The 25,142-nt window shown below is 70.9% G+C and carries 21 protein-coding genes and 1 pseudogene; 12 read left to right on the top strand and 10 right to left on the bottom strand.

Annotation, left to right across the window (positions count from 1 at the left end; genetic code table 11):
* Positions 1-98 precede the first annotated feature (98 nt).
* Together QMO56_RS02305 and QMO56_RS02300 are read left to right on the top strand one after the other, a co-directional pair.
* Entirely contained in the window at positions 99-1,121 is a 1,023-nt protein-coding gene (locus tag QMO56_RS02305; RefSeq protein WP_283523406.1) for a serine protease, read from the top strand.
* A gap of 258 nt (positions 1,122-1,379) precedes the next feature.
* Complete coding sequence (locus tag QMO56_RS02300; protein WP_283523405.1) at positions 1,380-1,874, top strand: helix-turn-helix transcriptional regulator; 495 nt, start codon at positions 1,380-1,382, stop codon at positions 1,872-1,874.
* Between the two features lie 34 nt (positions 1,875-1,908).
* Here QMO56_RS02300 and QMO56_RS02295 read toward each other — a convergent pair whose 3' ends face one another.
* The 7 genes from QMO56_RS02295 to QMO56_RS02265 all read right to left on the bottom strand — a co-directional run bounded on the left by QMO56_RS02295 (position 1,909) and on the right by QMO56_RS02265 (position 12,087).
* Complete coding sequence (locus QMO56_RS02295; RefSeq protein WP_283523404.1) at positions 1,909-3,552, bottom strand: GMC family oxidoreductase; 1,644 nt, start codon at positions 3,550-3,552, stop codon at positions 1,909-1,911.
* The gene (locus QMO56_RS02290) at positions 3,542-4,189 is read right to left on the bottom strand and encodes a gluconate 2-dehydrogenase subunit 3 family protein (RefSeq protein ID WP_283523403.1); all 648 of its coding nucleotides are present in this window, start codon (positions 4,187-4,189) and stop codon (positions 3,542-3,544) included. The genes QMO56_RS02295 and QMO56_RS02290 overlap by 11 nt, the downstream gene beginning before the upstream one ends.
* Positions 4,182-5,246, bottom strand: a complete 1,065-nt coding sequence (locus QMO56_RS02285; protein ID WP_283523402.1) for a hypothetical protein — start codon at positions 5,244-5,246, stop codon at positions 4,182-4,184. Before QMO56_RS02285 ends, QMO56_RS02290 begins: the two co-directional genes overlap by 8 nt.
* A 12-nt stretch (positions 5,247-5,258) precedes the next feature.
* On the bottom strand, positions 5,259-6,365 hold the full coding sequence (locus tag QMO56_RS02280) for an enolase C-terminal domain-like protein (protein WP_283523401.1): 1,107 nt from the start codon (positions 6,363-6,365) through the stop codon (positions 5,259-5,261).
* Between the two features lie 2 nt (positions 6,366-6,367).
* Entirely contained in the window at positions 6,368-8,161 is a 1,794-nt protein-coding gene (locus tag QMO56_RS02275) for a thiamine pyrophosphate-requiring protein (protein WP_283523400.1), read from the bottom strand.
* A 228-nt stretch (positions 8,162-8,389) separates the two neighbouring features.
* Positions 8,390-10,024 carry a hydantoinase B/oxoprolinase family protein gene (locus QMO56_RS02270; protein WP_283523399.1) on the bottom strand — a complete coding sequence of 545 codons (1,635 nt, stop codon included), beginning with the start codon at positions 10,022-10,024 and terminating at the stop codon, positions 8,390-8,392.
* The gene (locus tag QMO56_RS02265) at positions 10,021-12,087 is read right to left on the bottom strand and encodes a hydantoinase/oxoprolinase family protein (protein WP_283523398.1); all 2,067 of its coding nucleotides are present in this window, start codon (positions 12,085-12,087) and stop codon (positions 10,021-10,023) included. The genes QMO56_RS02270 and QMO56_RS02265 overlap by 4 nt, the downstream gene beginning before the upstream one ends.
* 425 nt (positions 12,088-12,512) lie before the next feature.
* Here QMO56_RS02265 and QMO56_RS02260 point away from each other — a divergent pair.
* Positions 12,513-12,689: pseudogene (locus QMO56_RS02260) on the top strand (carboxymuconolactone decarboxylase family protein); the annotation flags it as partial.
* A gap of 261 nt (positions 12,690-12,950) precedes the next feature.
* Entirely contained in the window at positions 12,951-13,871 is a 921-nt protein-coding gene (locus QMO56_RS02255; RefSeq protein ID WP_283523397.1) for a nitronate monooxygenase family protein, read from the top strand.
* A gap of 13 nt (positions 13,872-13,884) precedes the next feature.
* Here the strand turns inward: QMO56_RS02255 and QMO56_RS02250 are convergent, their stop codons facing one another.
* The gene (locus QMO56_RS02250; RefSeq protein WP_283523396.1) at positions 13,885-14,325 is read right to left on the bottom strand and encodes a MarR family winged helix-turn-helix transcriptional regulator; all 441 of its coding nucleotides are present in this window, start codon (positions 14,323-14,325) and stop codon (positions 13,885-13,887) included.
* A 181-nt stretch (positions 14,326-14,506) separates the two neighbouring features.
* Between QMO56_RS02250 and QMO56_RS02245 the strand changes: the two genes are divergently transcribed.
* Positions 14,507-14,821, top strand: a complete 315-nt coding sequence (locus QMO56_RS02245) for a hypothetical protein (protein ID WP_283523395.1) — start codon at positions 14,507-14,509, stop codon at positions 14,819-14,821.
* 121 nt (positions 14,822-14,942) lie between these two features.
* Here the strand turns inward: QMO56_RS02245 and QMO56_RS02240 are convergent, their stop codons facing one another.
* The gene (locus tag QMO56_RS02240; protein ID WP_283523394.1) at positions 14,943-15,869 is read right to left on the bottom strand and encodes a LysR family transcriptional regulator; all 927 of its coding nucleotides are present in this window, start codon (positions 15,867-15,869) and stop codon (positions 14,943-14,945) included.
* Positions 15,870-16,006: 137 nt separating this feature from the next.
* Here QMO56_RS02240 and QMO56_RS02235 point away from each other — a divergent pair, with 137 nt between their 5' ends.
* From QMO56_RS02235 to QMO56_RS02210, 6 genes are all read left to right on the top strand, one after another.
* The gene (locus QMO56_RS02235; protein ID WP_283523393.1) at positions 16,007-17,122 is read left to right on the top strand and encodes a mandelate racemase/muconate lactonizing enzyme family protein; all 1,116 of its coding nucleotides are present in this window, start codon (positions 16,007-16,009) and stop codon (positions 17,120-17,122) included.
* A complete protein-coding gene (locus QMO56_RS02230; RefSeq protein WP_283523392.1) occupies positions 17,119-18,198 on the top strand; it encodes a mandelate racemase/muconate lactonizing enzyme family protein in 1,080 nt (359 codons plus the stop codon). Before QMO56_RS02235 ends, QMO56_RS02230 begins: the two co-directional genes overlap by 4 nt.
* 66 nt (positions 18,199-18,264) lie before the next feature.
* Positions 18,265-19,458, top strand: coding sequence for an ABC transporter substrate-binding protein (locus QMO56_RS02225; RefSeq protein WP_283523391.1), 1,194 nt, complete (start codon positions 18,265-18,267; stop codon positions 19,456-19,458).
* A gap of 15 nt (positions 19,459-19,473) precedes the next feature.
* Positions 19,474-20,331, top strand: coding sequence for a branched-chain amino acid ABC transporter permease (locus tag QMO56_RS02220; RefSeq protein ID WP_283523390.1), 858 nt, complete (start codon positions 19,474-19,476; stop codon positions 20,329-20,331).
* Between the two features lies 1 nt (position 20,332).
* The gene (locus QMO56_RS02215) at positions 20,333-22,147 is read left to right on the top strand and encodes a branched-chain amino acid ABC transporter ATP-binding protein/permease (RefSeq protein ID WP_283523389.1); all 1,815 of its coding nucleotides are present in this window, start codon (positions 20,333-20,335) and stop codon (positions 22,145-22,147) included.
* Positions 22,128-22,865, top strand: coding sequence for an ABC transporter ATP-binding protein (locus QMO56_RS02210; protein WP_283523388.1), 738 nt, complete (start codon positions 22,128-22,130; stop codon positions 22,863-22,865). Before QMO56_RS02215 ends, QMO56_RS02210 begins: the two co-directional genes overlap by 20 nt.
* 114 nt (positions 22,866-22,979) lie before the next feature.
* On the opposite strand, the gene QMO56_RS02205 is transcribed toward QMO56_RS02210, so the two are convergent.
* Positions 22,980-24,155 carry a serine hydrolase gene (locus QMO56_RS02205; protein WP_283523387.1) on the bottom strand — a complete coding sequence of 392 codons (1,176 nt, stop codon included), beginning with the start codon at positions 24,153-24,155 and terminating at the stop codon, positions 22,980-22,982.
* A gap of 231 nt (positions 24,156-24,386) precedes the next feature.
* Here QMO56_RS02205 and QMO56_RS02200 point away from each other — a divergent pair, with 231 nt between their 5' ends.
* On the top strand, positions 24,387-25,133 hold the full coding sequence (locus QMO56_RS02200; RefSeq protein ID WP_283523386.1) for an aspartate/glutamate racemase family protein: 747 nt from the start codon (positions 24,387-24,389) through the stop codon (positions 25,131-25,133).
* Positions 25,134-25,142 lie beyond the last annotated feature (9 nt).

The raw sequence follows: 25,142 nt of genomic DNA, 5'->3' as shown, positions 1-25,142 counted from the left end.
CCCCATCGCGCTGGCGCTCCTGGCGCGGGCCGCGCTTCCTTCCCGGGGGAGGCTGGGGTGTGGCGGCCCTTTGGCCACCAGGGTGGTGGGATCCTGACATGCCGGACGACGAATGGTTTCCGGCGCCTTCCGGCTGCACCACGCCGCCGGGCAACGCGCCGGCCGGCCCGGGCTGGGGCGGGGTGCCGCCCGGCCACCTCGACATCCCCCTCTGGGATGACGGCCTGCGCGAGGCGGAGGCCGGAAATGCGGGCGGGTTCGCCGAGGGACCCTTTGCCGGGCTGGAGGATGGCGGGGAGGCCGGCCCCTGGGCGGAGGCGCCGGACTGGGGCGGCGAGCCGGAGGATGAGGAGGCGGATCTCTCGGTCATCGGTCCGGCCGATGCGCGGGTGCAGGAGATCGAGACCACGCGTTTCCCGTGGAACACGATGGTGCATCTCTGCCGCGATTTCGGCGACGGCAACTGCGCCGGCTGCAGTGGCGTGCTGATCGGGCCGCGCCGCGTGCTCACCGCCGCGCACTGCGTCTGGAGCCTGAAGCGGCGCACCGCGCCAAGGCGCATCCTGGTGCTGCCGGGCCGCCGCGACCGCGACACGCTGCCCTATGGCAGCATCGAGGCGCGCCGCTACTGGGTGCCGCGCGGCTTCATCGCGGGGCCGGAGCGCAGCGGCTGGGACTGGGCGATCATCGACCTGCCGCACCCTTTCCCCGGCCTCCACCGCTTCCTGCCGGTGCGGCCCCTCTCCGATGCGGCGCTGCGGCGTCTGGCTGTCCAGGGGCGCGTGACGGTGGCGGGCTATCCTTCCGACCGGCCGGTCGGCACCCTCTGGCGGCATTCCGAGCGCCTGGTGCGCTTCACGCCGCGCCGGCTGTTCCATACCATCGACACCTGCGCCGGGCACAGCGGCAGCCCGATCATCGCGCGGCTGGGCGATGCGGCGGCGATCATCGGTGTGCACACCGCCGGTGTGCTGGACGCCGAAGGGCGCTCGCATGGCTGCGAGCGCGGCTCGATCCTGGCACCGCCGGGCAGCGTCAACAGCGGCGTGCGCGCCACGCCAGCCATGCTCGACGCCCTCGACGGGCGCGCGGTCCCGGCGGCGATGGTGCGGCTCCCGTGAGCGTGTTTCAACGGGCGCGCGCCTGCCGGGGGTGGAGCGCTCAAAAGGGTTGCGGCCGCCCGGCATATTGTGTCGGAATGGCAATGAAAAGGGGTTGTCCCACAGCCTTTCCGTGGGACCCCTGCGATGCGCGGCAACCGCGCCGGCCGGCTTTCCCCTTTGGCCTGCCCGGTTCCGGAATGGCTGCCGCATTTCCTCGGCCGCCCTCTCGACTTCCCCCTGGGCCGGCGCTGCGCCGGCTTTCGGAGGACATCGCCGATGACGATGCTTGAACCATCCCGCCCGGGTGAGCGCGGCGGACAGCCGCTCGGTGCTCCCGCGGCGCAGGGCAGGCCCCTCGGGCTCGGGCCGGATGGCATGGCCAGCCGGCTCGCAGCGGCCTTCTTCCTGCTGGATGGCCATCACGTCGCGATCGTGCCGCGCGGGGTGATGTCCTTGCCGGAGGCCGCGGTGCTGGGCAGCCTGGTGCTGGAGGGGCGCTCCTATGCCCTCGTCGAGCTGCGCGGCGCACCGGTGCCGGACATGCTCGACCTGCTCTCGCCTCGCGAGCTGGAAGTGGCCCTGCTGGTGGCGGAAGGGCGCGATGCCAAGGCCATCGCGCGGCGCCTGCGCATCAGCTTCTACACGGTGCGGGTGCATCTCGGGCGCATCTACGGCAAGCTCGGATTGCACAAGCAGACCGAGCTGACGGCCTGCGTGGCCGCCCGCTACGGCGCATTGTGGGGCCGGCAGGGCGGCGGTGCCGAGGAATGAGGCCGGAGAAAGAAAATTCCCGCGGACTTCCTTCCTACAATGCGCCGCTCGCCGCCATCTGCCTGATGCGGTCTCCGGTGCGGCAGGCGATTGCCTGGATGGTCAACGACGGATTCACCCCGCCCACGGTGGGAAACACGGAGCCGTCGCAGATCCACAGGTTGCGGATGTCCCAACTCCGGCAATCGGCATCCACGACGCTGCTGCGCGGGTCGTCGCCCATGCGCGCGCCGCCGTTGAGGTGGCAGGTGTCATCCTCCTGGCGCCAGATATCCTTGGCACCGGCTGCCTGCAGCGCCTTCTCCATGAAGCCGAGCGAATGGGCGATCAGCGCCTTGTCGTTGTCGCACCAGGAATAGCTGACGCGCGGGATGGGCAGGCCGTACTGGTCCTTGTCCTCTGCCAGCGTCACGCCATTGCGCTCCTGCGGCATCATCTCGCCGACGATCTTGAGGCCGACCTGGTGGTTGTAATCCTGCATCTCGCTCATCAGCGGCTCGCCCCAGAGACCATGGGCGTTGAGCTGCGTATTGGCCCAGAGCTGCGGCAGCGGGCCCTGGCTCATGTAGCAGTAGCCGCCGAAGAAGTCCTTGTCGTCGTCGTAGTTCCAGTGCTCGGTGATGGCGAGGGAGGGCGGCGCCTTGTAGGAGCGCACCTCCGCCTCCGTCTTGCCCCAGGCGGCCTGGTTCGCCTGCACCGTCAGGTACTTGCCGACCAGCCCGGAACTGTTGGCGAGGCCGTCCGGGTAGCGCGCATTGGCGGAGTTCAGCAGCAGGCGCGGTGTCTCGATCGCGTAGCCGGCGACGACGACGTTGCGCGCCTTCTGGAAGCGCCAGCGGCCTTCGCGATGGTAATGCACGCCGGTGGCGAGCCCGTCCGGCCCGGTTTCCACGCGCCCGACCATGGCAAGGTCGCGGATTTCCGCGCCGGCGGCGATGGCGCGCGGAATCCAGGTGACCAGCGCGCTCTGCTTGGCATTGGTGGAGCAGCCGGTGACGCAGAAGCCACGGTACACGCAGGGATGCGCCAGGCCACGCGGCGCGGAGAGCGTGGCGATCGGCGTTTCCGTCCAGGAGATGCCCATCGCCTCGCAGCCCCGGGCGAGCGCCATGGCGGCGGCGTTCAGCGGATGCGCGCGATAGGGATAGCGCGGCCGCGGCGGGCCCCAGGGATAGGTGATGGGACCGGCGATCTTCAGGGCGTCCTCGACCTCGCGGTAGTAGTGCCACATCTCCCGCCAGTCGAGCGGCCAGTCGAAACCGTAGCCCAGCATCGTGCGGGACTTGAACCATTCCGGCCGGAAGCGCAGCGAGACCATGGCGAAGTGCACGGTGCTGCCGCCCACCGCCTTGCCGCTGTTGTTGCTGCCGAGCTGCAGCGGGTTCTCGCCCGTGCTGATGCGGTCGTCGGTCCAGTAGAGCTTGCTCTGCTCCGCCTCGTCGGAGGCGAAATCCTCCAGCGGGCGCCAGTAGGGTCCGGCGTCCAGGGCGACGACGGAGAAGCCGTGCTCGGCCAGTTTGCAGGCGAGGGTGCCGCCGCCGGCGCCGCTGCCGACGATGACGAAATCAACCTCATCGTCGTCACTGTGCTGCCGCATCGGGACCCATGCGCCGGGGCGGAACACGTCGGGCGCGCGGCCGTCCTTCGCGCGCGGCGTGAAGCGCGGATCATCCGACATGGCGGTTCTTCCGGCGCGCGGCCTCGGCGCCACCGCCCCTGGCCTCGGCGGCTTCCCAGGGGTCGCGCTCGTCATGGCCGAGGCGCACATAGCCGCGCGGGCTGGCCGGGCCGCCGAAGCCGATCTCGCTCCAGGCGGTCGGGTGCGCGTAGTAGGCGAAGACGACATCCTTCGCCATGCGCTGCTTGAAGAAGGTCTCGCTGGGCATGCCGCCCCAGGCCGGCCCGTTCAGCGCGCCCTTCTCCATCTGCTGCAGCACTGCGTCCTGCCGCGGGCCGGCGAGGCGGAGGAACTCGGCGCCGTGGCCTGCGCGGGCTTCGGCGTCGAGCGCGGTCAGGCCGCGGCGCCAGGCCTCCCGCTCGCGCGGCATGCCATCGCCGCGGAAGCCGTCCTCATGCCCCTTGTGCAGCTTGTCGTCGATCAGCGCCGCCACCGGGATGGGGGGGCGGCCGCGGGGCTGCGGCACCAGACGGTCGGCGATGGCGGTGACGGTGGCCATCTCATGCGCGGTGAAGAAGCGCGGGTCGCGCGAGACCGCCAGGCGCGCGTCGATCACCTGGCGCGTCTTCTCGTTCCAGGAGGGCGTGTGGCGCTTGCGCAGCACGTCATAGCCGGGATAGCGGCTGGGATCAGGCATCGGGCTCATCCTCCAGCAGGTCGAGGGCGGCAAGGCCGGCGAGGGCCAAGCCGGTGAAGGAGGGCGGCGCTGGCAGGGGCGGGCCGTTCAGCAGGTTCTGGCTCCAGTTGCGCCAGCCGCCCATGTTCCGCTGCACGCCGTAGGCGTGGAAACCGACGCCGGCGAAGCCGAGCAGGGCGGTGAGGCGCAGCCACCAGCGGGTGATCCAGCGGTTGCGCCGCGCCGGGGCCAGCGCCGTGTTGAGCAGCAGCGCCGAGGCGGCGGGCGGCATGGTGACGGGCAGGAACATCGCCGGGTTGTGGTAGGCGCCGCGGAAATGCAGCAGCCCGGCCTCGCCCACCGTGCCGAGGATGCCCGCGCCGCTCATCGCCGCCAGCATGCGGCCGGCGGGCAGGCCGAAGATGCGCGGCGCCATGCCGGGGCGGTCGTCGCGGACATGCTCGGCTGCGCTGCCCATCAGCCCGGCGAGTGAGATCGCCATCGGAGCGCCGAGTGGCGCGCCGTAGAACAGGTTCTGCCAGGCGAAGCCGCCCGGGCGGCGCATGATGTTGTAGAGATGGAAGCCTGTGCCAAGGATTCCGGTGACGGCGGCGGCGGCGTAGATGGCGCTGCGGAAGGGATGCCGGCCCGAGTGCCGGTCGCCCTTGCCGTGCAGGCTGGCGGCGAGGCTGAGCGCTGAGACGCCGAGCGGCGTGTACATCGCCGGGTTGCGGAAGGAGCCGCGGTAATGCTCCAGGGCGCTGTCCAGCAGCACCGATCCCGCCAGCAGGCCGGCCGAGCGGTTCAGCCGCCGCGCCGCCCGCACCCGCGCGGCACGGCCGATGGCGGGGGAGGGGGGAATGCCGAGCCAGCGCTGCAGGGGGCCGCGCGGCGTGTCGCCCAGCCTCGGCGCGTGCAGCCGCTTTACCTGCCGGGCGACGGGCGGCGGCAGGGCGAGGATATCGAGCAGCCTTTGCCGGACCGGCGGGGCGGCGCGGCCGCGCCCGAGCAGCGCCGCGCCAAGGACTCCCACAGCGAGGGAGCCAAGCAGCCCCATCCCTGCTTGCTTCGTCGTCATCGCTGCGTCTCCTCAGGCCGCATAGCGCTCCGCATCCTGCCGCCGGAAGGCGATGCCGAGGCCAGGCCGGGACAGGTCGGGGCGGATCATGCCCTCCTGCGCGACGGGCGCGCCGTCGAACAGCATCTGCTCGATGCGGACATGGTCGTGGAACCATTCGAGATGGCGGAAATGCGGCGCCGCGCAGGCCGCGTGCAGATGGAGCGTCGGCGCGCAGTGGCCGGAGAGATCGACGTGGTGCGCGTCGCAGAGCACCGCCGCGCGCAGGAAGCCGGTGATGCCGCCGCAGCGCGAGGCATCGGCCTGCTGCACGTCCACCGCGCCGGCATTCAGCATCCGGCGGAAGTAGTCGATCTCGTAGCCATATTCCCCGGCGACGATCTCCAGCGTGGCGGGGGCGCGCTGGCGCAGCAGCCGCAGCCCCTCCAGATCGTCGGAGGAGACCGGCTCCTCGTACCACAGCACGCCGAAGTCGCGCGCCAGGATGTCGGCGGTGGCCAGCGCCTGCTTCGTGCTGAGCGCGCCGTTGCTGTCCACGAAGAGGCCATGGTCGCCGATCGCCTTTCGGGCCACGGCGAGGCGGTGCGGGTCCTGCCCGGGATGGGTGCTGATCTTCATTTTCACCCACTGGCAGCCGTCGCGCTCCACCCAGCCGGCGAGCTGGTCGCGCAGCTGCGCGTCGGAATAGGTGGTGAAGCCGCCGCTGCCATAGATCGGCACCGCTTCCCGCGCACGGCCCAGCAGCAGGGCCAGCGGCAGGCCGAGAAGCCTGGCCTTCAGGTCCCAGAGCGCCGCGTCCATCGCCGAGATGGCGGTGGCGGCGAGCCCCTGGCGGCCGACATTGCGCACCCGGCGCTGCATCGCCTGCCAGGCGGCCGGGATATCGAGCGCATCCTGGCCCTTCACCACCTCGGCCAGCATGCCGCGGATCAGCGGTGCGGCCGCGGCGTCGGTGTAGGTGTAGCCCAGCCCCATGCACCCGCCGCCATCCACCTCCACCACGATCAGCGTGGTGGAAGTCCACTGCATGGTCCCGTCCGCCTCGGGGGAGTCGGTCGGGATGACATAGGCCTGCGCACGGACCGCCTGCACCGGCGCAGTGCTTCCCGTGCCCGGCATGGTCAGTGGCTCTTGCCCGGCAGCACGCCGCTCAGCACCTCACGGGCCGTGTTGACCAGCACGCTGCCTTCCTCGGGATCCGGGCTGAGCAGGGTGGAGGCGAACTTCTTCATCTGCTGCAGGGTGATGTGCGGCGGCAGCGGCGGCACGTTGGGGTCGGCCTTCACCTCGAGCACCACCGGCCGGTCGGCGGCGAAGGCTTCCTCCCAGGCGCCGGCGAGGCGGTCGGGATCGTCCACATAGATGCCGCGCAGACCGATCAACTCGGCGAAGCGGTGGTAGGGCACGTCGGGGATGCTCTGCGAGCCCAGGAACTTCGGGTCGCCGGCCATCACACGCTGCTCCCAGGTCACCTGGTTCAGATCGCGGTTGTTGAGCACCAGCACGACGAGGCGCGGATCGCGCCACTTCTGCCAGTACTTCGAGACGGTGATCAGCTCGGCCATGCCGTTCATCTGCATCGCGCCATCGCCGCAGATCGCCAGCACCGGCCGGTCGGGATGGGCGAACTTGGCGCCGATCGCATAGGGCATGCCGGAGCCCATGGTGGCGAGCCCGCCGGAGAGCGAGGCCATCATGCCGCGCCGCAGCTTCACGTCCCGCGCGTACCAGTTGGTGTGCGAGCCGCTGTCACCGGTGATGATGCAGCGCTCGGGCAGGCGCGGCGAGAGCTCCCAGAAGATGCGCTGCGGGTTCACCGGCTCGGCGGCGTGCATGGCGCGCGCCTCCAGCGTCTCCCACCAGCTGGAGATGTTCTTCTCGATCCGTTCGCGCCAGGAGCGGTCCGCCTTCGGCTTCAGCAGCGGCAGCAGCGCCTCCAGCGTGGTGCGGCTGTCGCCCTCCAGCGCCACCTCCATCGGGTAGCGCAGGCTCAGCATGGCGGGCGAGAGGTCGATCTGCACGCCGCGCGCCTGGCCTTCCTTCGGCAGGAACTCGGAATAGGGGAAGCCGCTGCCGACCATCAGCAGCGTGTCGCACTCCATCATCATGTCCCAGCTCGGCTTGGTTCCGAGCAGGCCGATGGAGCCGGTGACGAAGGAGAGGTCGTCCGGCACCGCCGCCTTGCCGAGCAGCGCCTTGGCCACGCCGGCTCCGAGCCGGTCCGCCACGGCGATGACCTCATCGGTCGCCTGCAGCGCACCGGCGCCGACCAGCATGGCGACCTTCTTGCCGGCGTTGAGCACCTCCGCCGCCTGCTGCAACTGCTGCTGTGTGGGGATGACGGCAGGCCGCGAATAGCCGATGCCGGAATGAATGGTTCCGTGCTTGTGCGGCGGTGTCTCGACCGCAGAGAGCTCCTGCAGGTCGTTCGGCATGATGATGCAGGTGACCTTGCGCTCCGCCATGGCAATGCGCATCGCGCGGTCGATCAGGTGGCGCACCTGCCCGGGGACGGAGGCCTGCTGCACGAAGGCGCCGGCGACGTCCTTGAACAGGTTCTGCAGGTCCACTTCCTGCTGATAGTGGCCGCCGAGCGCGGTGCGCGCCTGCTGCCCGACGATGGCCAGCACCGGCATGTGGTCGAGCCGCGCGTCATAGAGGCCATTCAGCAGGTGGATGGCGCCGGGGCCGGAGGTGGCAAGGCAGACGCCCACCTCGCCGGTGAACTTGGCATGCGCGCCCGCCATGAACGCGGCCATTTCCTCGTGGCGGGCCTGCACGAATTCGACCTTGTCCTGGGCGCGGTCCAGCGCGCCGATCAGCCCGTTGATGCCGTCCCCCGGATACCCGAAGACGCGGCGCACCCCCCAGTCATGGAGCCGCTGCCAGAAAAAGTCGCTGACGGTCTCGGCCATTCCTCATCCTCCTGCTCAGCCGTTGCCGACGGCTGGATTCTCTCCGCTTCTGCAGACCGAACGCGAGGAGGACGCAGCTGTTTCGGGGGATTGCGGCTTTTTCAGGTCAGGATGTCGGAGCGGCGGCGCCACCATCGAGGGCGCCGTCGCGGAGGCAGGGCATGGAGGAATGAATTTCCAAAAGCCCCTTTCGTTTTCTGCAATTTTCGTGAGGCCTGGCTTTGCGCGTCACCCGGGAACGTAGCGCAGCCGGCGGTCCATGGCTTGAAGCGCCGCCGGCCTGTCCTGCGGAAGGCCATAGCCGCCACCGCCGGATGTCTCCAGCCGGATGATATCGCCGCGCTTCAGGCGGAGGTTGTTCACCTTGGAGCCCAGCGCCTGCCGCGCGCCATCACGGATCAGCCAAAGATGGCCCAGCGCGCCGGGTTCGCCGCCTTCCAGCCCATAGGGCGCGTGGCGGAAGCGCTCGCCATTGGCGGTGAAGACCGCTTCCGGGCAGTCGATGCGCCACTCGCGGAACAGGCCGAGCCCGCCACGTTGCCGCCCGGCACCGCCGGAGCCGTCCAGCAGGCCATAGCCGGTCAGCGTGAGCGGCAGTTCGCTCTCGATCATCTCCGCGGGAATGTTGGAGTTGTTGTGCATGCCGTAGGTGTAGGCGCTGAGCCCGTCGGCGTCGGCATGGGCGCCCGTGCCGCCGACCTCGATCTCCACCAGCACGCCGCGCTCACCAGCCTCGCCGATCGTCTGGAAGGAGCAGACATAGGAGACGCCGTAATAGGCCGCCGGTACGCGCCCTGGCACCGCCTGGTGCAGCGCACCGAGCAGCGTCGTGGCCAGCCGATGCCCCACCGCGATGCGGTTGGCCACCGGCGCGGGGTGCCGCGCATGCACGATGCTGCCCTCCGGCGCGATCACCGTGATCGGCCGGTAGCAGCCGGCATTCGGCGGAATCTCCTGGTCGGCAATGGCCATGATCGCGTAGGACACCGCGGAGCCGGAGGAGGCGAGGGTGGCGTTCACCGGCCCCAGCGCCTGGGGACCGCAGCCGGAGAGATCCACCTCCATCTCCTCGCCGCGCACGGTAACGGCGGCATGGACGCGGATCGGCGCATCGGTGATGCCGTCATCGTCCAGGAAGTCCTCGAAGGCGTAGCGGCCATCCGGGATGCGGCCGATCATCGCCCGCATGGCGCGCTCGGAACCGTCGAGGATGCGCGCGCAGGCCTCGACCAGCTTCTCCGCGCCCACGCGCTCCGCGAGCCGGCGGATATTGGCCTCGCCCACAGCCAGCGAGGCGAGCTGCGCCTGCAGGTCGCCCCAGAGCATGTCGGGGCGGCGGACATTCTGCTTCATCATCGCCAGCAGATCGGTGTTCAGCGCGCCGCCGCGCACCAGCTTCAGCGGCGGGATGCGCAGACCTTCCTGGAAGATCTCGGTGGCCGTCGCGGCATAGCTGCCCGCCGCCATGCCGCCCATGTCGAGATGGTGGCAGAGCGTGCCAACGATCGCCACCCGCGTGCCCGCCACGAAGACCGGGCGGAAGGCCAGGATGTCCGGGATGTGCTGGCCGCCGCAATACGGGTCGTTGGTGATGACGACATCGCCTTCCTGCCACTGGTCGAGCGGCAGGTGCTCGCGCACCACGGTCAGCAACCCGGTGCTCATCGAGTTCAGGTGCTGCGGGATGCGGGCGGATTGCGCGACATTGTAGCCGTCACGGTCGAAGATGGCGGTGGAATAGTCCAGCAGTTCGCGCACCACGGTGGAGCGGCTGGTGCGCCAGACCGTCACGTCCATCTCCGCCGCGGCGGCGCCAAGGGCGTTGCGCAGGATCTCCAGTTCGACGGGGCCGAGCGTGCTCATGCCGCGGTTCCTTCGGCGATGCGTTGCGCCACCAGCGTGCCCTCCGCGCCGGGCGCGCAGCGCCAGCCCTCGGCGAGGTAGATGGTGGTGTATTCCTCCTCGATCAGCGCCGGGCCCTGCACCGGGCCGCCAAGCTGCTCCCGCTGATATACCGGCACCTCGCGCCAGGCCCCCTTCAGCCAGACTCCGCGCGGCTCGGGCGCGCGGTCGGCCCCAGCGCCGGCCGTGCGGTGCACCATGGCGCGTGGCAGCCGGCCGGTGGCGGTGACGCGCAGCGCCACCAGCTCCACCGGCGCCTCGCGGTTGGCATAGGAGAAGCGTTGCGCGTGCAACGCATGGAAGGCTTCCAGCAGCGCCGGCAGCTCCATCCCTTCGGGCCAGGGCACCACAAGCTCGAAGGCCTGTCCGCGATAGCGCAGGTCGGCGGAGACGCCGAGATGGCGCTCGGCCTCCGGGACGCCGTCGGCGGCGAGCAGCGCGTCGCCCTGGGCGCGCAGTTCCGCCAGCGCCCCGGTGACGTGCGGCAGGCTTTCCGTGCTCGCGGGCAGGACGCGGCTGCGGGCGAGGTCGTGCACGATGTCCGAGTGAAGGATGCCGAAGGCGGAGAAGGTGCTGGCATCGGCGGGGAAGATCACTTCCGGCACGCCCAGCTCCTCCGCCACCGGAATGGCGTGCAGCCCACCCGCGCCGCCGAAGGAGAGCAGGCTGAACGCGCGCGGGTCGAGCCCCTTCTCGAACAGGCTGAGCCGCGCTGCGGCGGCGAGGCTGGTGTCGGTGACGGCGAGGATGCCCTCGGCCGCGGCGGCGCTCTCCAGCCCCAGCTTCGTCCCGATGCGCTCGCCGATGGCGGCTTCCGCGGCGGCGCGGTCCAGCGCCATGGCGCCGCCGAGGAAAAAGCGCGGATCGAGCCGGCCGAGCGCCAGGTTGGCATCGGTGACGGCGGGCTCCACGCCGCCGCGCCCGTAGCAGACCGGGCCGGGGCGCGAGCCGGCGCTGCGCGGGCCGACCCGTAGCCGCCCCGCCGCGTCCACCATGGCGATCGAGCCGCCGCCGGAGCCGATGGTGCGGATCTCGATCATCGGCAGCCGCACCGGCAGGAGGTCGATCTCGCCCTGCGTCATCTGCGTCACGGCGCCCTCGCGCACCACGCAGATGTCGAAGCTGGTGCCGCCCATATCGACGCCGAGCAGGTTCGGACGGCCGAGCGCCTGGGCCATGCGCAGCGTCGCCAGGGCACCGCCCGAGGGGCCGGAGAGCAGCAGGCGCGCCGGCTGCCGCGCCGCCATCTCGGGGCTGCACACGCCGCCATTGGACTGCACCAGCAACAGCCGCGCCGCGAGCCCCGCCTCGGCCATGCGCGCCCGCAGCCGGTCGAGATAGGCGCCCACGACCGGCATCAGGAGCGCGTTCAGAACGGTGGTGGAGCTTCGTTCGTATTCACGGATCTCCGGGCTGATCTCGGAGGAGAGGCAGACCGGAAGCGCCGGCCGCGCGGCCTGGATCGCCTCCGCCAGCGCCTGCTCGTGTGCGGCGTTGACATGCGCGTTCAGCAGGCAGATGGCCACCACCTGCGCGCCGAGCGCATCGATCCGCGCCAGCATCGGCGCCACCTGGCCAAGGTCGAGCGGCATTTCCGCGCTGCCATCGGCGCGCATCCGCTCGGCCACGCCGAGCCGGCAGTCGCGCGCGATCAGCGGAGGCTCATGGCGTGGCTTCAGGCCGTAGATGTCGCGCCGTGTGTGGCGGCCGATCTCCAGCACGTCCTCGAAACCGGCGGTGGTGAGCAGCACGCCTTGCGGCAGGCGGCGCTCCAGCACGGCATTGGTGGCGATCGTGGTGCCATGGAGCAGAAGGCGGATGTCGGAAAGCGTGAAGCGGAAGCGTGTGGCGGCGTCACGCAGCCCTGTCATCAGCCCGATGGAAGGGTCTTCCGGTGTCGTCGGTGTCTTGAGGCTGTGCAGGGCGCCGCTGCGTTCGTCCAGGATCTGCAGATCGGTAAAGGTGCCGCCGATATCGATGCCGATGCGGATATGCGGGGCAGGGGAAGCAGCTGGATCGGGCACCGGACCTCCGGAGGCATGAGGGCAAGAAGGCTGGGGGAAGGAATTCCCCCAGACCCCCATCTTTCCTCTTCGAGTTTGCCGCGCGGGCGAAGGAGGCGGCAAAAAAGAAGAGGGGGGCGGGAGAATTCCTCTCCCGAGCTTTTTCCATGCAAGCAACGGGCCGCCAAGCTGAAACAGCGCCTGGCCGCGCATCATCGTAAGTCGATTGACCGACAAGCCCGGCAAACGCATCCCTTCCGGCGCCCGGGGAAGGAGAGCAGGCCCTGGCGGAGAACGGGATGTGCGCATGCGGGCTGGAGGCGCGGCATGCGATACCGGGCGCGGAGCATGTGGATGCAAGCCTGGCGAAGGCGCACGAATTCATGATGGCGTTCCAGCGGATCACCACGGAGTGATGCTGGGACCATGGCCGGAACCGGCCAGGGCTGGGCCGCCGCACGCGAAGCCCGCTCAAGCTGGCGAGGCTGAGGGCGCTGGGGCCTGCGCCGGAGATCAAGCTGCGTGTGCGCGGCGCGCTGAACAACGGCATCAGCCTTGAGGAGATCAAGGAGGCGCTGCTGCACGCCACGGTCTGTTGCGGCATTCCGGCGAGGCTGGAGACATCCAAGGTGGCGCGCGGGGCGGAGGCGGCGATCACCATCCTGCCGGCCAAGCCAGCAGGTGGCGGCTGTCGCCGCGGATCCGCGGCGCTCTCCAGGCGCAGGGGTGATCGAGATGTCCTCCGGCCAGCCGGGGTGACGCGGGCACTGGCGGAGTGCGGCTGCATGATGGCGGACTGCCCGGTCGCGCGGGCGGCCGCGCCGTGCTTGGCTGCACCCGGAAGCGGCCGTCCTGGCCGCCCCGCCTGTGGAGGAAACGACACCATGCCACTGCCCGCCTTGCTTCAGGACCGACTGGCGCTGCCTGCCGTCGCGGCGCCGATGTTCCTGGTCTCCGGCCCCGACCTGGTGGTGGAGACCTGCCGCGCCGGGGTCGTCGGCACCTTCCCCAGCCTGAACCAGCGCAGCAGCGAGGGCTATGCGGCCTGGCTGGAGGAGATCGCCGCGCGGCTGGCCGAAAGGCCGGGCGCCGCGCCCTTCGGCGTCAACCTGATCGTCCACCGCAGCAACAAGCGGCTGGAGCCGGACCTGACGGCCACGGTGGCGCATCGCGTGCCGCTGGTCATCACCTCGCTCGGCGCGGTGAAGGAGGTGGTGCAGGCCGTGCATGGCTATGGCGGGCTGGTGTTCCACGACGTCATCAACATGCGCCATGCCGCCAAGGCCATCGAGGCGGGGGTGGACGGGCTGATCGCCGTCTGCAACGGCGCCGGCGGCCATGCCGGCACGCTGAACCCCTTCGCCTTTCTCACCGAGCTGCGCGAGGCCTTCGATGGCACGCTGCTGCTGGGCGGCGCGATCAACACCGGCCGGCAGGTCGCCGCGGCGCGGCTGATGGGAGCGGATCTCGCCTATATCGGCACGCGCTTCGTCGCCACGCGGGAGAGCCTGGCGGCCCCCGAGTACCGCCGCATGATCCTGGAGGCCCGGGCGAAGGACGTGATCTACACGGCCGCCATCAGCGGGGTGAAGGGCAACTTCCTGCGCGCCAGCATCGCCGCCGCCGGGCTCGACCCGGAGGCGCTGGACGAGGCGGCGGCACTGAACGTCTCGGACCACGAGAGCCGGCCATGGAAGAACATCTGGTCGGCCGGGCAGGGGGTGGGAGGCATCAGCGAGATTCCCGGCGCGGCCGAACTCTGCGCCCGGCTTGCCGCCGAGTACCGCGCGGTGGCGCCGGCCTGAGCGCGGGCGGCCTTCAGCGCTGGCCCTGCAGCAGCCGGTCGCGCAGCCGGATGACGCTTTCGCGCAGCGCCTTCGCCTCCTCGGTATTGCCGCCGAAGGCCTGCTCCAGCCAGCCGGGCGTGTGACGGACCTTCTCCCGCAAGGCGCGCCCCTCCTCGGTGAGGCGGACGCGCACCTGCCGCTCATCGGCAGCGTCGCGGACGCGGCGGAGATAGCCGGCGGTTTCCAGGCGCTTCAGCAGCGGCGTGAGGGTGCTGCTCTCCAGGAACAGCCGCTCACCGATGCTGCCGACCGTCTGGTCGTCCTGCATCCACAGCACGACCATGACCAGATACTGCGGATAGGTGAGCCCGAGCGCATCCAGTTGCGGCTTGTTGGCGCGCTGGATCGCGTGCGCCGTGGAGTGGATGGCGAAGCAGAGGAAGTCGTCCAGGTCGAGGCGGGGTTCGGGCATGGTGGCTCCTGCGTGTCGCATCCGGGGCGGGGCAGCATGTTGTGCCGCGCGATATAGGCGCGGGCGCCTGATCTGCATGGCTGCCATGCGGACTATAATATCGCACGCGACTTAATAGCGATCTACATGAAGGCCACACCGGACGCCCCTCAGGCGCCGAACTCCTCAAAGGACCTTCACAATGACCCGCTTCCCCACCTTCCTGGCCGCCGCCGCCCTGCTGGGCCTCTCCGGCGCCAGTGCCCTGGCCGCCCCACTGACGGTCACCAACCAGGGCGAGAACTTCGCCGTCACCTATGCCGATGACTACACCGGCAACATCCTGGGCGGTGGCCTGGTGCAGGTCGAGGGCCGCGGCCGCAACCTGCAGATCATCTATGACGATGCGCGCTTCGCCCGGCGCCCGGCCGGCTTCCCTGTGTTCCTCGGCGGCTCCGAGGGCGACGTGGCCTATCTCCCCACCCCGACCGCCAGCGGCCTGCTGGCCGCCCGTTGAGCCGGGCCGGCAGGCCCAGGCCGGCACGTCACGGCGCTTAGCGGTCCCCCCCCCCCGGCGGGTCCCCCGGGCGGTCCCCCCCCCCCCCGGGCGGTCCCTCGGGGGCAGCTCCCGGGGTGGCCTATCCCTTGCCCTCGCCCGGGCCACCCGGCGCATCCTGCCGCCCCATGGCCAGGCGCCGCATGGTGGCCAGCAGCAACTGCGCGGGCCGGGAGAGGCGCCGCTGCCGCGGCACCAGCGCCAGGGCGTTCACCGGCACGGCCGGGCGTAGCGGCAGGCATACCACGCCATGCTCGCGCGGCTCGCTGAGCAGGAAAGGGTCGATCACCGTGACGCCCGCGCCCGCGCGCACCATGGCGCAGGCAACGGAGGACTGGTTCACCTCGATGGCGATGCGGCGCTTCACCCCGGCCGCCTGGAAGCAGCCCTCGATCAGTTCGCCCAAGGGATGGATGCGGCTGAAGGAGATCAGCGGATACGCGGCGAGGTCGGCCGGGGTGACGTGCGGCCGGCCGGCCAGCGGATGGTCCGGCGCCACCACCGCCACCAGCGTCCCGCCATAGAGCGGCAGCAGCCGCGCATCGGCATGGCCGATCGGCGCCAGAACCAGGCCGAAATCCACCCGCTCCTGCGTCACCATCTCCGTCACGCCGAGGATGTCCAGGCTGTCGATGGCGATCTGGATGCCCGGCCGGCTGCGCAGCAGGCGCGCCACCGCGTGCGGCAGCAGGCTTTCGGTCAGCGCCGGCGTCACCGCCACATGCACCGAGCCGACACTGATGTCGCGCATCTCCTCGACGAGGCGATTGATGCGCTCGACGCCTTCGAAGACGCGCTCGAGGTCGGTCAGCAGGGCGCCGGTTTCGGCGGTGGGCTGCAGCCGGCCCTGCTGCCGGCGGAACAGCGGGAAGCCGGCCTGCGCCGCGCATTCGCGCAGCATCATGCTGACGGCGGGCTGCGAGATGCCGAGCGCCGTGGCGGCCATGGTGACCGAACCGTGGCGGCTGACCGCCCGGACCACCTCCAGCTGACGGAAGCTGAATGCCATAAGCTGACCTTATACTGTTTTAAGCAGCACACAATTGAAGTTATCCGACCCACAGCCTAGCCTCCCTCCGGAGAGCGGTGCCGCAAGTCCCCACAAGCCGGAAGCAACCGGAACGGGTGCCGCCGGGAGGACAGCGCTTGCAGATCACCGCCATCGAGACCGCGGTCGTGTCTTTGCCCTTCACCATGGGCGGACCGCATTCCAGCTTTGCCGGGCAGGTCTGGGACCATCTCGACATCCTGCTCGTGCGCGTCGAGACCGAGGACGGGCTGGTGGGCTGGGGCGAGGCCTTCGGCCATGTCGCCATCCCCGCCACGCGTGCCGCCATCGACACCGTGCTGGCGCCGCTGCTGCTCGGGCGCGACGCCACCGATATCGAGGGGCTGTGGCGCAAGATCCCGCATGCGGTGCACCTGCTCGGGCGCAACGGCCCCTTCGTCTATGGCTTCTCGGGCATCGAGATCGCGCTCTGGGACCTCGCCGGCAAGCGCGCCGGCCAGCCGCTTTACCGCCTGCTCGGCGGACGCGATCCCGGCCCGATGCCGGCCTATGCCAGCCTGTTGAACTATGGCGACCCGGCGCTGGTGGCGCGCAACTGCGCCGAGGCGGCGGCGCGCGGCTACCGCTCCCTCAAGCTGCACGAGACCACGGTCGAGGCGGTCCAGGCGGCCGCCCGCGCGGCACCTGGCGCCGAGATCATGCTGGACGTCAACTGCGCCTGGTCCCCGGTCGAGGCGCGGGCGATGGCGCGCGCGCTGGCGGGGGAGGGGCTGCGCTGGCTGGAGGAGCCGGTCTGGCCGCCGGAGGACACCACCGGCCTCGCCAGCCTGCGCGCGATCGGCATCCCGCTCTCGGCCGGCGAGAATGTCGCCGGGCTGCACGGCTTCCGGCGGCTGATCGAGGCCGGCGCCATCGACATCGCCCAGCCCAGCGTCACCAAGATCGGCGGCGTCAGTGAGATGGTCCGCACCATCCACCTCTGCCAGGCGGCGGGGATCGAGGTGGCGCCGCACAGCCCTTATTTCGGCCCCGGCCTGATCGCGACCATGCACATCGCCGCCGCCCTGCTGGAGAAGCCGCTGATCGAGCTGCTCTGGCTCGACATGGAGGCCAATCCCTTCGACCCCTGGGTGCGGGCCGAGGGCGGCATGGTCCGCCTGCCGCCCGGAGCCGGCCTGGGCTGCGACCCCGCCCCCGAAATCCTGGCCCGCTACGGCCGGGGTGCGCCGAACCGGCAGGAGTTCAAGGCATGAAGGTCGAAAGCCTCTCCACCCGCGTCGTCCACCTGCCGCTCGACCCGCCGATCGGCAGCGCCCTCGGCCAGATCGGCGGCTTCGGCTGCGTGCTGGTGACGCTGCGCACCACCGACGGTATCACCGGCGAGAACATCGTCTTCACCCTGAACAACCGCCGCACCGCCGTGCTGCGGCAGATGGTGGAGGAGCTGGGCGAGCTGGCCGTCGGCCAGGATGCCGGCCATATCGGCCGCTTCTGGGCGCGCGCCTGGAAGGACAACAACTTCCTCGGCCACAAGGGGGTGCCCGTCATGGGCATCTCCGCCATCGACGGCGCGCTCTGGGATGCGCTGGGCAAGGCGGCGAAGATGCCGCTCTACCGCATGCTCGGCGGCGCGCAGGACCGGGTGCCGGCCTATCACAGCGGCGGGCTCTGGCTCTCGCGCTCGACTTCCGAGCTGGTGGCGGAGGCGGAGAACTTCGCCGCCCAGGGCTTCACCGCAATGAAGATGCGCCTCGGCCTCGGCGCGGCGGAGGACCTGGCGCGCGTCGCCGCCGTGCGCCGCGCCATCGGGCCGAAGATCCGCCTGATGGCCGACGCCAACCAGGGCCTGACCGAGAACGAGGCCATCCGCCTCGGCCGCGGGCTGGAGGAGCACGATCTCACCTGGTTCGAGGAGCCGCTGCCGGCCTGGGACATCGAGGGGCTGGCGCGCGTCGCCGCCGCGCTCGACACGCCGATCGCCAGCGGCGAGACGGAATACACGCGGTACGGCTTCCGCCAGATGATCGGCCTGCGCGCCGCGGACATCCTGATGCCCGACCTGCAGCGGGTCGGCGGCGTCAGCGAGTTCATGCGCGTGGGCCATCTCGCCGAGAGCCACGACATTCCCGTCTCCAGCCATCTCTTCCCGGAGACCAGCCTCTCGCTGCTCGGCGCGCTGAGCAACGCGATCTTCCTCGAATACATGCCCTGGTTCTCGCGCCTCTATCGCGAGCGGCTGGAGTTCGTGGATGGCTGCGCCGTGCTGCCCGAGCGGCCCGGCTGGGGCTTCACCTTCGACGAGGACGCGATCGCGCATCTCGACCGCTGAGGCGGCGTCAGCCCGCGCCAAGACGGGCCACCTGCTGCACACGACGCCATAACGGAGGAACCATCCATGACCCTGACCCGCCGCCATCTCGGCCAGCTCGGCCTCGGCGCTGCCGCCGGCCTTCCGCTCGGCCTCGCCCGCCCGGCGCTGGCGCAGAACGAGCCCATCCGCATCGGCTGGCTGGCCGCCATGACCGGGCCCAGCTCGGCGCCGGCGGTCGGCTTCAACCGCGGCGTCGAGTTCGCCGCCGCCGCCCTCAATGCCGAGGGCGGGGTGAAGGGGCGCAAGATCGACATCGTCACCCGCGACACCCAGGGCGACCCGACCAAGTGCGTCAACGCGACGCAGGAGATGATCAGCCAGGTCAAGACGCACGCCGTCTGGGGGCCGACCAACTCCGGCGAATCCCTGGCGGTGACGGCGATCATGGCGCGCGCCAAGATGCCGAACATCCATCCCTGCGTGGTGGACAGCCTGATCGACGAGAAGCGCTACCCCAACGCCTTCCGCCTGGCGCCCTCGAACACGCAGTGGGACGACGCGGTGCGCGGCTACTGCCTCAACGTGCTGAAGGCGAAGAAGGTGGCCGTGATCGGCGACACCACGGGCTACGGCGTCACCGCCGCCAAGGCCTCCGCCGCCGGCTTCCGCAAGGACGGCGCCGAGGTCGTCTACGAGGCCAATATCGACTCCACCCAGCCCGACATGACGCCGGACATGCTGCGCGCGCGCAACGCCGGCGCCGAGGCCATCGTGGTCTGGAGCGTCTCCACCGGCATGGACGCGCGGCTGTTCAACACCCGCGCCAGCATGGGCTGGGACGTGCCCTTCGTCGGCCACCCCTCGATGGCCTCGGGCGAGATCGCCGGCCTGCTCACCAAGCCGGAGAACTGGAAGAAGGTCTATGCCATCGGCTATCGCAGCTGCAGCTATGACGGGCAGGGCAAGCTGCCCGCGCACAGCCAGGAACTGGTGGACCGGCTGAAGGGCAAGGTCTCCCTCGACGACACGCTGCTCTGGTGGGTGGCCGGCGGCTATGACGCGGTGCAGCTCGTTGCCGAGGCGGTGAAGGCGACCGGCTCCTCCGCCAGCGCCGACATCATCGGCCACTGGAACTCGCTGAAGCAGTATCCCGGCTATTTCGGCACCTACACCTACTCGCCGACCGAGCACAACGGCTACCCGACCGAGGATGTGGTGATGTCCGAGGCCAGCTCGGCGCGCAACGGCACCTTTGCCCTCGCGCCGGGCTACGGCTGAGGCGGGCGCGGCACCATGCTGGCCTCCATCATCGCAACGGGCCTGGCGATGGGCGCGGTCTACGCGCTCATCGGCATCACCTACAACACCATGTTCGCCACCTCGCGGGTGATGAGCTTCACCGCCGGGCAGCTCGGCATGCTCGGCGGCGTGCTCGGCTCGCTCTTCATGCTGCGATGGGGGCTGCCGCTGGTCGTCGCTCTGCCGCTGACGCTGCTGGCCGCCGCGCTGGTCGGCGTCGTCACCGAGTTCGTCGCGGTGCGGCCGGTACTGAAGAGCCTGGAGCAGCACCTGTATGTGCTGACCACCCTCGCCGTGGCGCTGATCATCCAGCAGATCACCGCCATTGAATGGGGCACCGAGCCGGCGCCCTTCCCGCGCCTGCTGGAGCTCGGGGAGGGCGTCTGGCACGAGAAGTACTGGCTGCCCGTGCTGGCCTGTGCCGTCACCATCGGCGGGCTGGAATACCTCTACCGCCGCACGCTGCTCGGCCATGCCTTCATCGCCGTGGCGGAGGACAACTACGCCGCCCGTGCGCTGGGCCTGCCGGAGCGCAACCTGCGCATCGGCAGCTACGCGCTTGCCGGGGCGATCGGCGCGCTGGCCGGCTTCTCCGGCGGACAGTTGCTGCTCGCCTTCTTCGCCAACGGGCCGCTGCTGAACTTCTACGGCTTCATCCCCGTGGCGCTGGGCGGGCTCGGCAACAACCGCGGCGCCGTCATCGGCGGGCTGGCGCTGGGACTGTTCCAGCAGGCGGCCAACTTCACCGTCGGCGGCATCTTCTCCTCGGTCGCCGTCTTCACCCTGTTCATCATCGTGCTGCTGGCAGCGCCGCAGGGCCTGTTCGGCGCCGCCGCCAGCCGGAGGGTCTGACATGGCCAGCGCAGAACACGGCGCCGCCGCCATGCCCGGCGCCGCCCCCGCCGCCCGGCGGAAGCCGGCGCTGCCGGGCGCCTTGCTGCCCTTCCTCATGCTGCTGGCGCTCGCCATCGCCCTGCCGCTGGCGGGCAACGACTACTGGGCGCTGATCGCGACGCGGGCAGCCATCTACTGGGTGCTGGTGGCCGGACTGAACCTGATCGTCGGCTTCGCCGGACAGCTCGCCATCGGCTATGTCGCGCTGCTGACGCTCGGCGCCTACACCACCAGCGTGCTCGTCTCCGGCAACGTGCTGCCGGAGATGTCGCCTTTCCTGGCGCTGGCCTGCGCCGCCGTGGTGGGGGCGGTGGCGGGGCTGGTGGTCGGCCTGCCGGCGCTCAGGCTGCGCACCTTCTACTTCGCCATGACGACGCTCGGCTTCGCCACCATCGTCACCCAGGTCGCGCTGGCCTGGCAGGACGTGACAGGCGGCGGCATCGGCATTCCCGGCCCCTATTTCCCCGCGCCCTTCGACAATGCCTGGGGCCTCTACTATCTCTGCCTCGGCTTCGCCGTGGTCGCCACCATCCTGGCCGGCAATGTCGGGCGCAGCCGCTTCGGCCGCGCGCTGATCGCCATCCGCGACGCCGAGGTGGCGGCCGAGGCGGCGGGCATCGCCAAGCCCGCGCTGCTGGCCTGCGTCTTTCTCTTCGCGGGCGCCATGGCGGCGGTGGCGGGCGGCCTCTTCGCCGGGCTGCAGACCTACATCACGCCCGAGGCCTTCACCTTCGAGCTGTCGCTGCTGTTCTTCATCGCCGTGCTGATCGGCGGCCGCGGCTCGGTGCTGGGGCCGATGCTGGGCACGCTGCTGCTGACGCTCCTGCCGGAGATCGCGGCGCCGCTCGCCGCCTGGTCCACGCTGCTCTACGCGGCGATGCTGCTGGCCATCGTGCTGGCCATTCCCGGTGGCATCGCGGCGCTGATCGACCTGGGCCGCCGGCGCCGCCTGCCGGCGGACCGCACCATCCTGCCGCGTCCCGCTGCGCTCGGTGCCCTGCTGGGCCAGCGCCCGCCGGCACCCCCCATGCAGCTGCGCGGCATCGCGCTGCAGTTCGGCGGCCTGCGCGCCATCGACGGACTCGACCTGGTGCTGCGCCCGGGCGAGGTGCACGGGCTGATCGGCCCCAACGGCAGCGGCAAGACGACGACGCTGAACGTCATCTCCGGCTACTACCGGCCGCAGCAGGGCAGCCTGGCGCTCGGCGGCGAGCCGATGGCGCTCGGCCGGCCGGAGAGCCGCGCGGGGCAGGGCATCGCCCGCACCTTCCAGACGCCGCGCATCATCGGCGAGGCGACGGTGCTGCAGAACGTCATGATCGGCGGCACCGTCTCCGGCCGCGCCAGCTTCGCCGAGGCGATGCTGTGGCTGCCACGCCAGTCGGCCGACGAGGCGCGGCTGGAGGCCGATGCGCGTCTTGCCCTGCAATCGGTCGGCCTGGAGGCGCTGGCCGACTATCGTGCCGACCGCCTGCAGCACAGCGAGTTGCGCTTCGTCGAGATCGCCCGCGCGCTGATGCTGCGTCCGGCCTATCTGCTGCTCGACGAGCCGGCGGCGGGGCTTTCCGCCGAGGAGATCCGCCGCCTTGGCCAACTCATCCGCGAGATCAGCGCGCATGGCACGGGCGTGCTGCTGGTGGAGCACCATGCCGACCTGATCTTCGAGATCTGCGGCCATGTCACCGTGCTCAATCTCGGCCGCGTGCTGGCCGAGGGCAAGCCGGCCGAGGTCCGCGCGCATAAGGAGGTGATCAGTGCCTATCTCGGAGCCTGAGGCGCTTCTTTCGATTCAGGACCTGCACGCCGGGCATGGCCGCATCCGCGTCCTGCACGGCGTGGACCTGATGGTGCGCGCCGGCGAGGTGGTGGCGCTGCTGGGGCCGAACGGCGCCGGCAAGACCACGCTGCTCTCGGCCATTTCCGGCCTGTTGCCGCGCGAATCCGGCAGCCTCCACTTCGGCGGGCGCGACCTGACCGGCGCCGGCCCGCGCGAGACGGCGGCGGCGGGGCTGGTGCATGTCATCGAGGGGCACCGCGTCTTCACGCAGGTCACGGTGCTGGACAACCTGCTGCTCGCCGGATACGGCCTGCCGCGTGCCGAGCGGCAGGCGCGCGTCGAGGAGGCGCTGGAATTCTTCCCCGAGATTGCCGCCAAGCGGCACGAGCGCGGGGGCGCGCTGAGCGGTGGCCAACAGCAGATGCTCGCGGTGGCGCAGGGGCTGGTTCGGCGCCCGAAGCTGCTGATGCTGGACGAGCCCTCGGCCGGCCTCTCGCCGGTCCTGGTGGACCGGGTGCTCTCCGTTGTCTCGGCGTTGCGTGGGCGCGGTGTCTCGGTGCTGCTGGTCGAGCAGCTGATCGAAAAGGCGCTGGCCGTCTCCGACCGCGTCTATGCGCTGGTGCAGGGCAAGGTGGCGCTGGCTGCGCCGACCGGTACGGAAGGCCTGGCGCAGAAGCTGGAAGCCGCCTATTTCGGCATGGAGCCGGCGAAGTAGAAAAGATCGGAGGAATGAATTCCCCCGAACCCCCTTCTTCTTTTTGTCAGTTTTGGCGCCCGCTGCCCGCCCGCACAGGAAACCCGAAGAAAAAAGAAGGGGGTCTGGGGGAATTCATTCCCCCAGCCTTTCGTAGAGCGCCCGTTCGAAGCCTTCCAGCACGCCCAGTGCCGCGGGATCAGCAAAGGGGTGGAACTGCATCATGACGATGGCGGCGAGCTGCCGCGTCGGGTCCACCCAGCCGTAGCAGTTCGTCAGCCCCGCCCATCCGAAGCTGCCGGCATGCCGCCGGCCCGGCACATCCGCCTCATTGACCAGGAAGGCCAGGCTCCAGCGCAGCGGCGTGCCGGGAAAGAGGTTCACGTCGCAGGTGAGGGCAGGCATGGCGCTGCGCATCGGCGTGACCGGCAGCGCGCCGATCTGGTTCCGCGCCACCAGCGCCATGCTGCCGGGCGAGAGGATGCGGGCCTCGCCGAGCGTGCCGCCGGCCAGCAGCATCCGCAGGAAGGTGAGGTAGTCCGGCGCGGTCGCATACATCGCCCCGCCGCCGCGATGGAACTCGGGCGGCGCGGCCGTCGGGTTGGGGGGCTGCGCGGCCCATCCGCCCCTCTCCTCGCGCCGATGCAGCGCCGCCAGCCGCGCCTGCCGCTCCGGCGGCAGCAGGAAGCCGCTGTCCCGCATCCCCAGCGGGCCGAGGATGTGCCGCTGGACATAGTCCTCCAGCCCCAGCCCGCTGGCGGCCTCCACCGCCAGCCCGGCCCAATCCGTGCCGATGCTGTAGTTCCAGCGCGCGCCGGGATCGAAGAGCAGCGGCGCCAGCAAGGCCGATTTGCGGGCCGTGCGGGTGGAGGGATGCCCCGTCACCTCCTGGTAGCGCAGGATCTCCGGGTTCCACATGTCGTAGCCGAAGCCGGCGGTGTGGGTCAGCAGGTGCCGCAGCGTCACCGGCCGGGCGGGCGGCCGCAGGCGGGGCGCGCCATCGGCATCGAAGCCCTCCAGCACCTGTAGCCGGCCCAGCTCGGGCAGCAGCTCCGCAAGCGGCGCCTCCAGCGAGAGGGCGCCCCGCTCGACCAGTTGCAGCGCCGCGATGGACGTCACCGCCTTGGTCAGCGAGGCGATGCGGAACACCGTATCCTCCCGCATCGGCAGCCCGGCCGGGAGGTCGCGCAGGCCCGCGGCGCCCTGGTAGAGGAGGCCCTGCGGCCTGGCCGCCATCGCCACCACGCCCGGCACCCGGCCCTCCCCGGTGGCAGCGCGCAACACCGCATCGCACCGCGCGGCAAGGCTCATGGCGTCTTCTCTCCTTCACGCATCGCCGCCAGGATGAACCCTGGGGCCGTTCCGGACATCCTATCCTGCTGCCCTGAGGCTTGGCGACGGCGACAGGCCGGTCCCTTCCCGCCGCGGCGGGGGGGGGCTGGCGTTCCGTCGCCGCGCCATGCCACGCTGCCGGAAACCCCCCGGGGAGGCCGGGCGTCCGCAGCGGTGGAGGGTCATGCCTGTCCCCGCAGGAGAGGATCGATGAGTGAACCCCGCATTCGCCTCGGCATCCTGACGCCGTCCTCCAACACCGTGCTGGAGCCGCTGACGCAGGCGATGCTCGCCGTGCTGCCCGGGACCTCCGCGCATTTCGCGCGCTTCCGCGTCACCGAGATCGCGCTCTCGCCCGCCGCGCTGGCGCAGTTCGACGACAGCGCCATCCTGCGCGCGGCGGAACTGCTGGCCGATGCGCGGGTGGATGTGATCGGCTGGAGCGGCACCTCCGGCGGCTGGCTCGGCTTCGAGGCCGATGCGCGGCTCTGCCGCCGCATCACGGAGGCCACCGGCATTCCTGCGACCACCTCGATGCTGGCGCTGAATGAAATCCTGGCCAGCACCGGCGTGACGCGCATGGGCCTGGTGACGCCCTACCGTGGCGACCTGCAGGCGAAGATCATCGCCAACTATGCAGGGATCGGCGTGGACTGCGTGGCGGAGCGGCATCTCGGGCTGCAGGAGAACTTCGCCTTCGCGGCGGTGGAGGAGGCAAGGGTGGAGCGCATGGTGCGGGAGGTGGCCGCCGCGGGGCCGCAGGCGGTCGCCGTGGTCTGCACCAACCTGCGCGGCGCCCTGCGCGTGCCGCTGCTGGAGGCGGAACTGGGCCTGCCGGTCTATGACAGCATCGCCACCGTGCTGTGGAAGGCGCTGCACCTCGCGGGCGCAGGGATGGCGCCGATGGCGCGCTGGGGCTCGATCTTCGCCCTGCCGGCGCAGGCGGCGCGCGACTGAATACCGTCG

Origin of the sequence: Roseomonas sp. E05, assembly GCF_030063475.1 — a bacterium.
GTDB lineage: Bacteria > Pseudomonadota > Alphaproteobacteria > Acetobacterales > Acetobacteraceae > Pseudoroseomonas.
The sequence above is the reverse complement of the archived record's forward strand: the minus strand, read 5'-3'. Positions and strand labels throughout refer to the sequence as shown.

Excerpts from the sequence above, each read along its gene's own strand:
- QMO56_RS02215 (WP_283523389.1), top strand. The coding sequence starts at position 20,333 with ATGGCCAGCGCAGAACACGGCGCCGCCGCCATGCCCGGCGCCGCCCCC.
- QMO56_RS02200 (WP_283523386.1), top strand. The coding sequence starts at position 24,387 with ATGAGTGAACCCCGCATTCGCCTCGGCATCCTGACGCCGTCCTCCAAC.
- QMO56_RS02285 (WP_283523402.1), bottom strand. The coding sequence starts at position 5,246 with ATGACGACGAAGCAAGCAGGGATGGGGCTGCTTGGCTCCCTCGCTGTG.
- QMO56_RS02230 (WP_283523392.1), top strand. The coding sequence starts at position 17,119 with ATGAAGGTCGAAAGCCTCTCCACCCGCGTCGTCCACCTGCCGCTCGAC.
- QMO56_RS02205 (WP_283523387.1), bottom strand. The coding sequence starts at position 24,155 with ATGAGCCTTGCCGCGCGGTGCGATGCGGTGTTGCGCGCTGCCACCGGG.
- QMO56_RS02240 (WP_283523394.1), bottom strand. The coding sequence starts at position 15,869 with ATGGCATTCAGCTTCCGTCAGCTGGAGGTGGTCCGGGCGGTCAGCCGC.
- QMO56_RS02255 (WP_283523397.1), top strand. The coding sequence starts at position 12,951 with ATGCCACTGCCCGCCTTGCTTCAGGACCGACTGGCGCTGCCTGCCGTC.
- QMO56_RS02305 (WP_283523406.1), top strand. The coding sequence starts at position 99 with ATGCCGGACGACGAATGGTTTCCGGCGCCTTCCGGCTGCACCACGCCG.
- QMO56_RS02220 (WP_283523390.1), top strand. The coding sequence starts at position 19,474 with ATGCTGGCCTCCATCATCGCAACGGGCCTGGCGATGGGCGCGGTCTAC.
- QMO56_RS02245 (WP_283523395.1), top strand. The coding sequence starts at position 14,507 with ATGACCCGCTTCCCCACCTTCCTGGCCGCCGCCGCCCTGCTGGGCCTC.
- QMO56_RS02250 (WP_283523396.1), bottom strand. The coding sequence starts at position 14,325 with ATGCCCGAACCCCGCCTCGACCTGGACGACTTCCTCTGCTTCGCCATC.
- QMO56_RS02295 (WP_283523404.1), bottom strand. The coding sequence starts at position 3,552 with ATGTCGGATGATCCGCGCTTCACGCCGCGCGCGAAGGACGGCCGCGCG.
- QMO56_RS02270 (WP_283523399.1), bottom strand. The coding sequence starts at position 10,024 with ATGAGCACGCTCGGCCCCGTCGAACTGGAGATCCTGCGCAACGCCCTT.
- QMO56_RS02300 (WP_283523405.1), top strand. The coding sequence starts at position 1,380 with ATGACGATGCTTGAACCATCCCGCCCGGGTGAGCGCGGCGGACAGCCG.
- QMO56_RS02225 (WP_283523391.1), top strand. The coding sequence starts at position 18,265 with ATGACCCTGACCCGCCGCCATCTCGGCCAGCTCGGCCTCGGCGCTGCC.
- QMO56_RS02280 (WP_283523401.1), bottom strand. The coding sequence starts at position 6,365 with ATGCCGGGCACGGGAAGCACTGCGCCGGTGCAGGCGGTCCGTGCGCAG.
- QMO56_RS02290 (WP_283523403.1), bottom strand. The coding sequence starts at position 4,189 with ATGCCTGATCCCAGCCGCTATCCCGGCTATGACGTGCTGCGCAAGCGC.
- QMO56_RS02275 (WP_283523400.1), bottom strand. The coding sequence starts at position 8,161 with ATGGCCGAGACCGTCAGCGACTTTTTCTGGCAGCGGCTCCATGACTGG.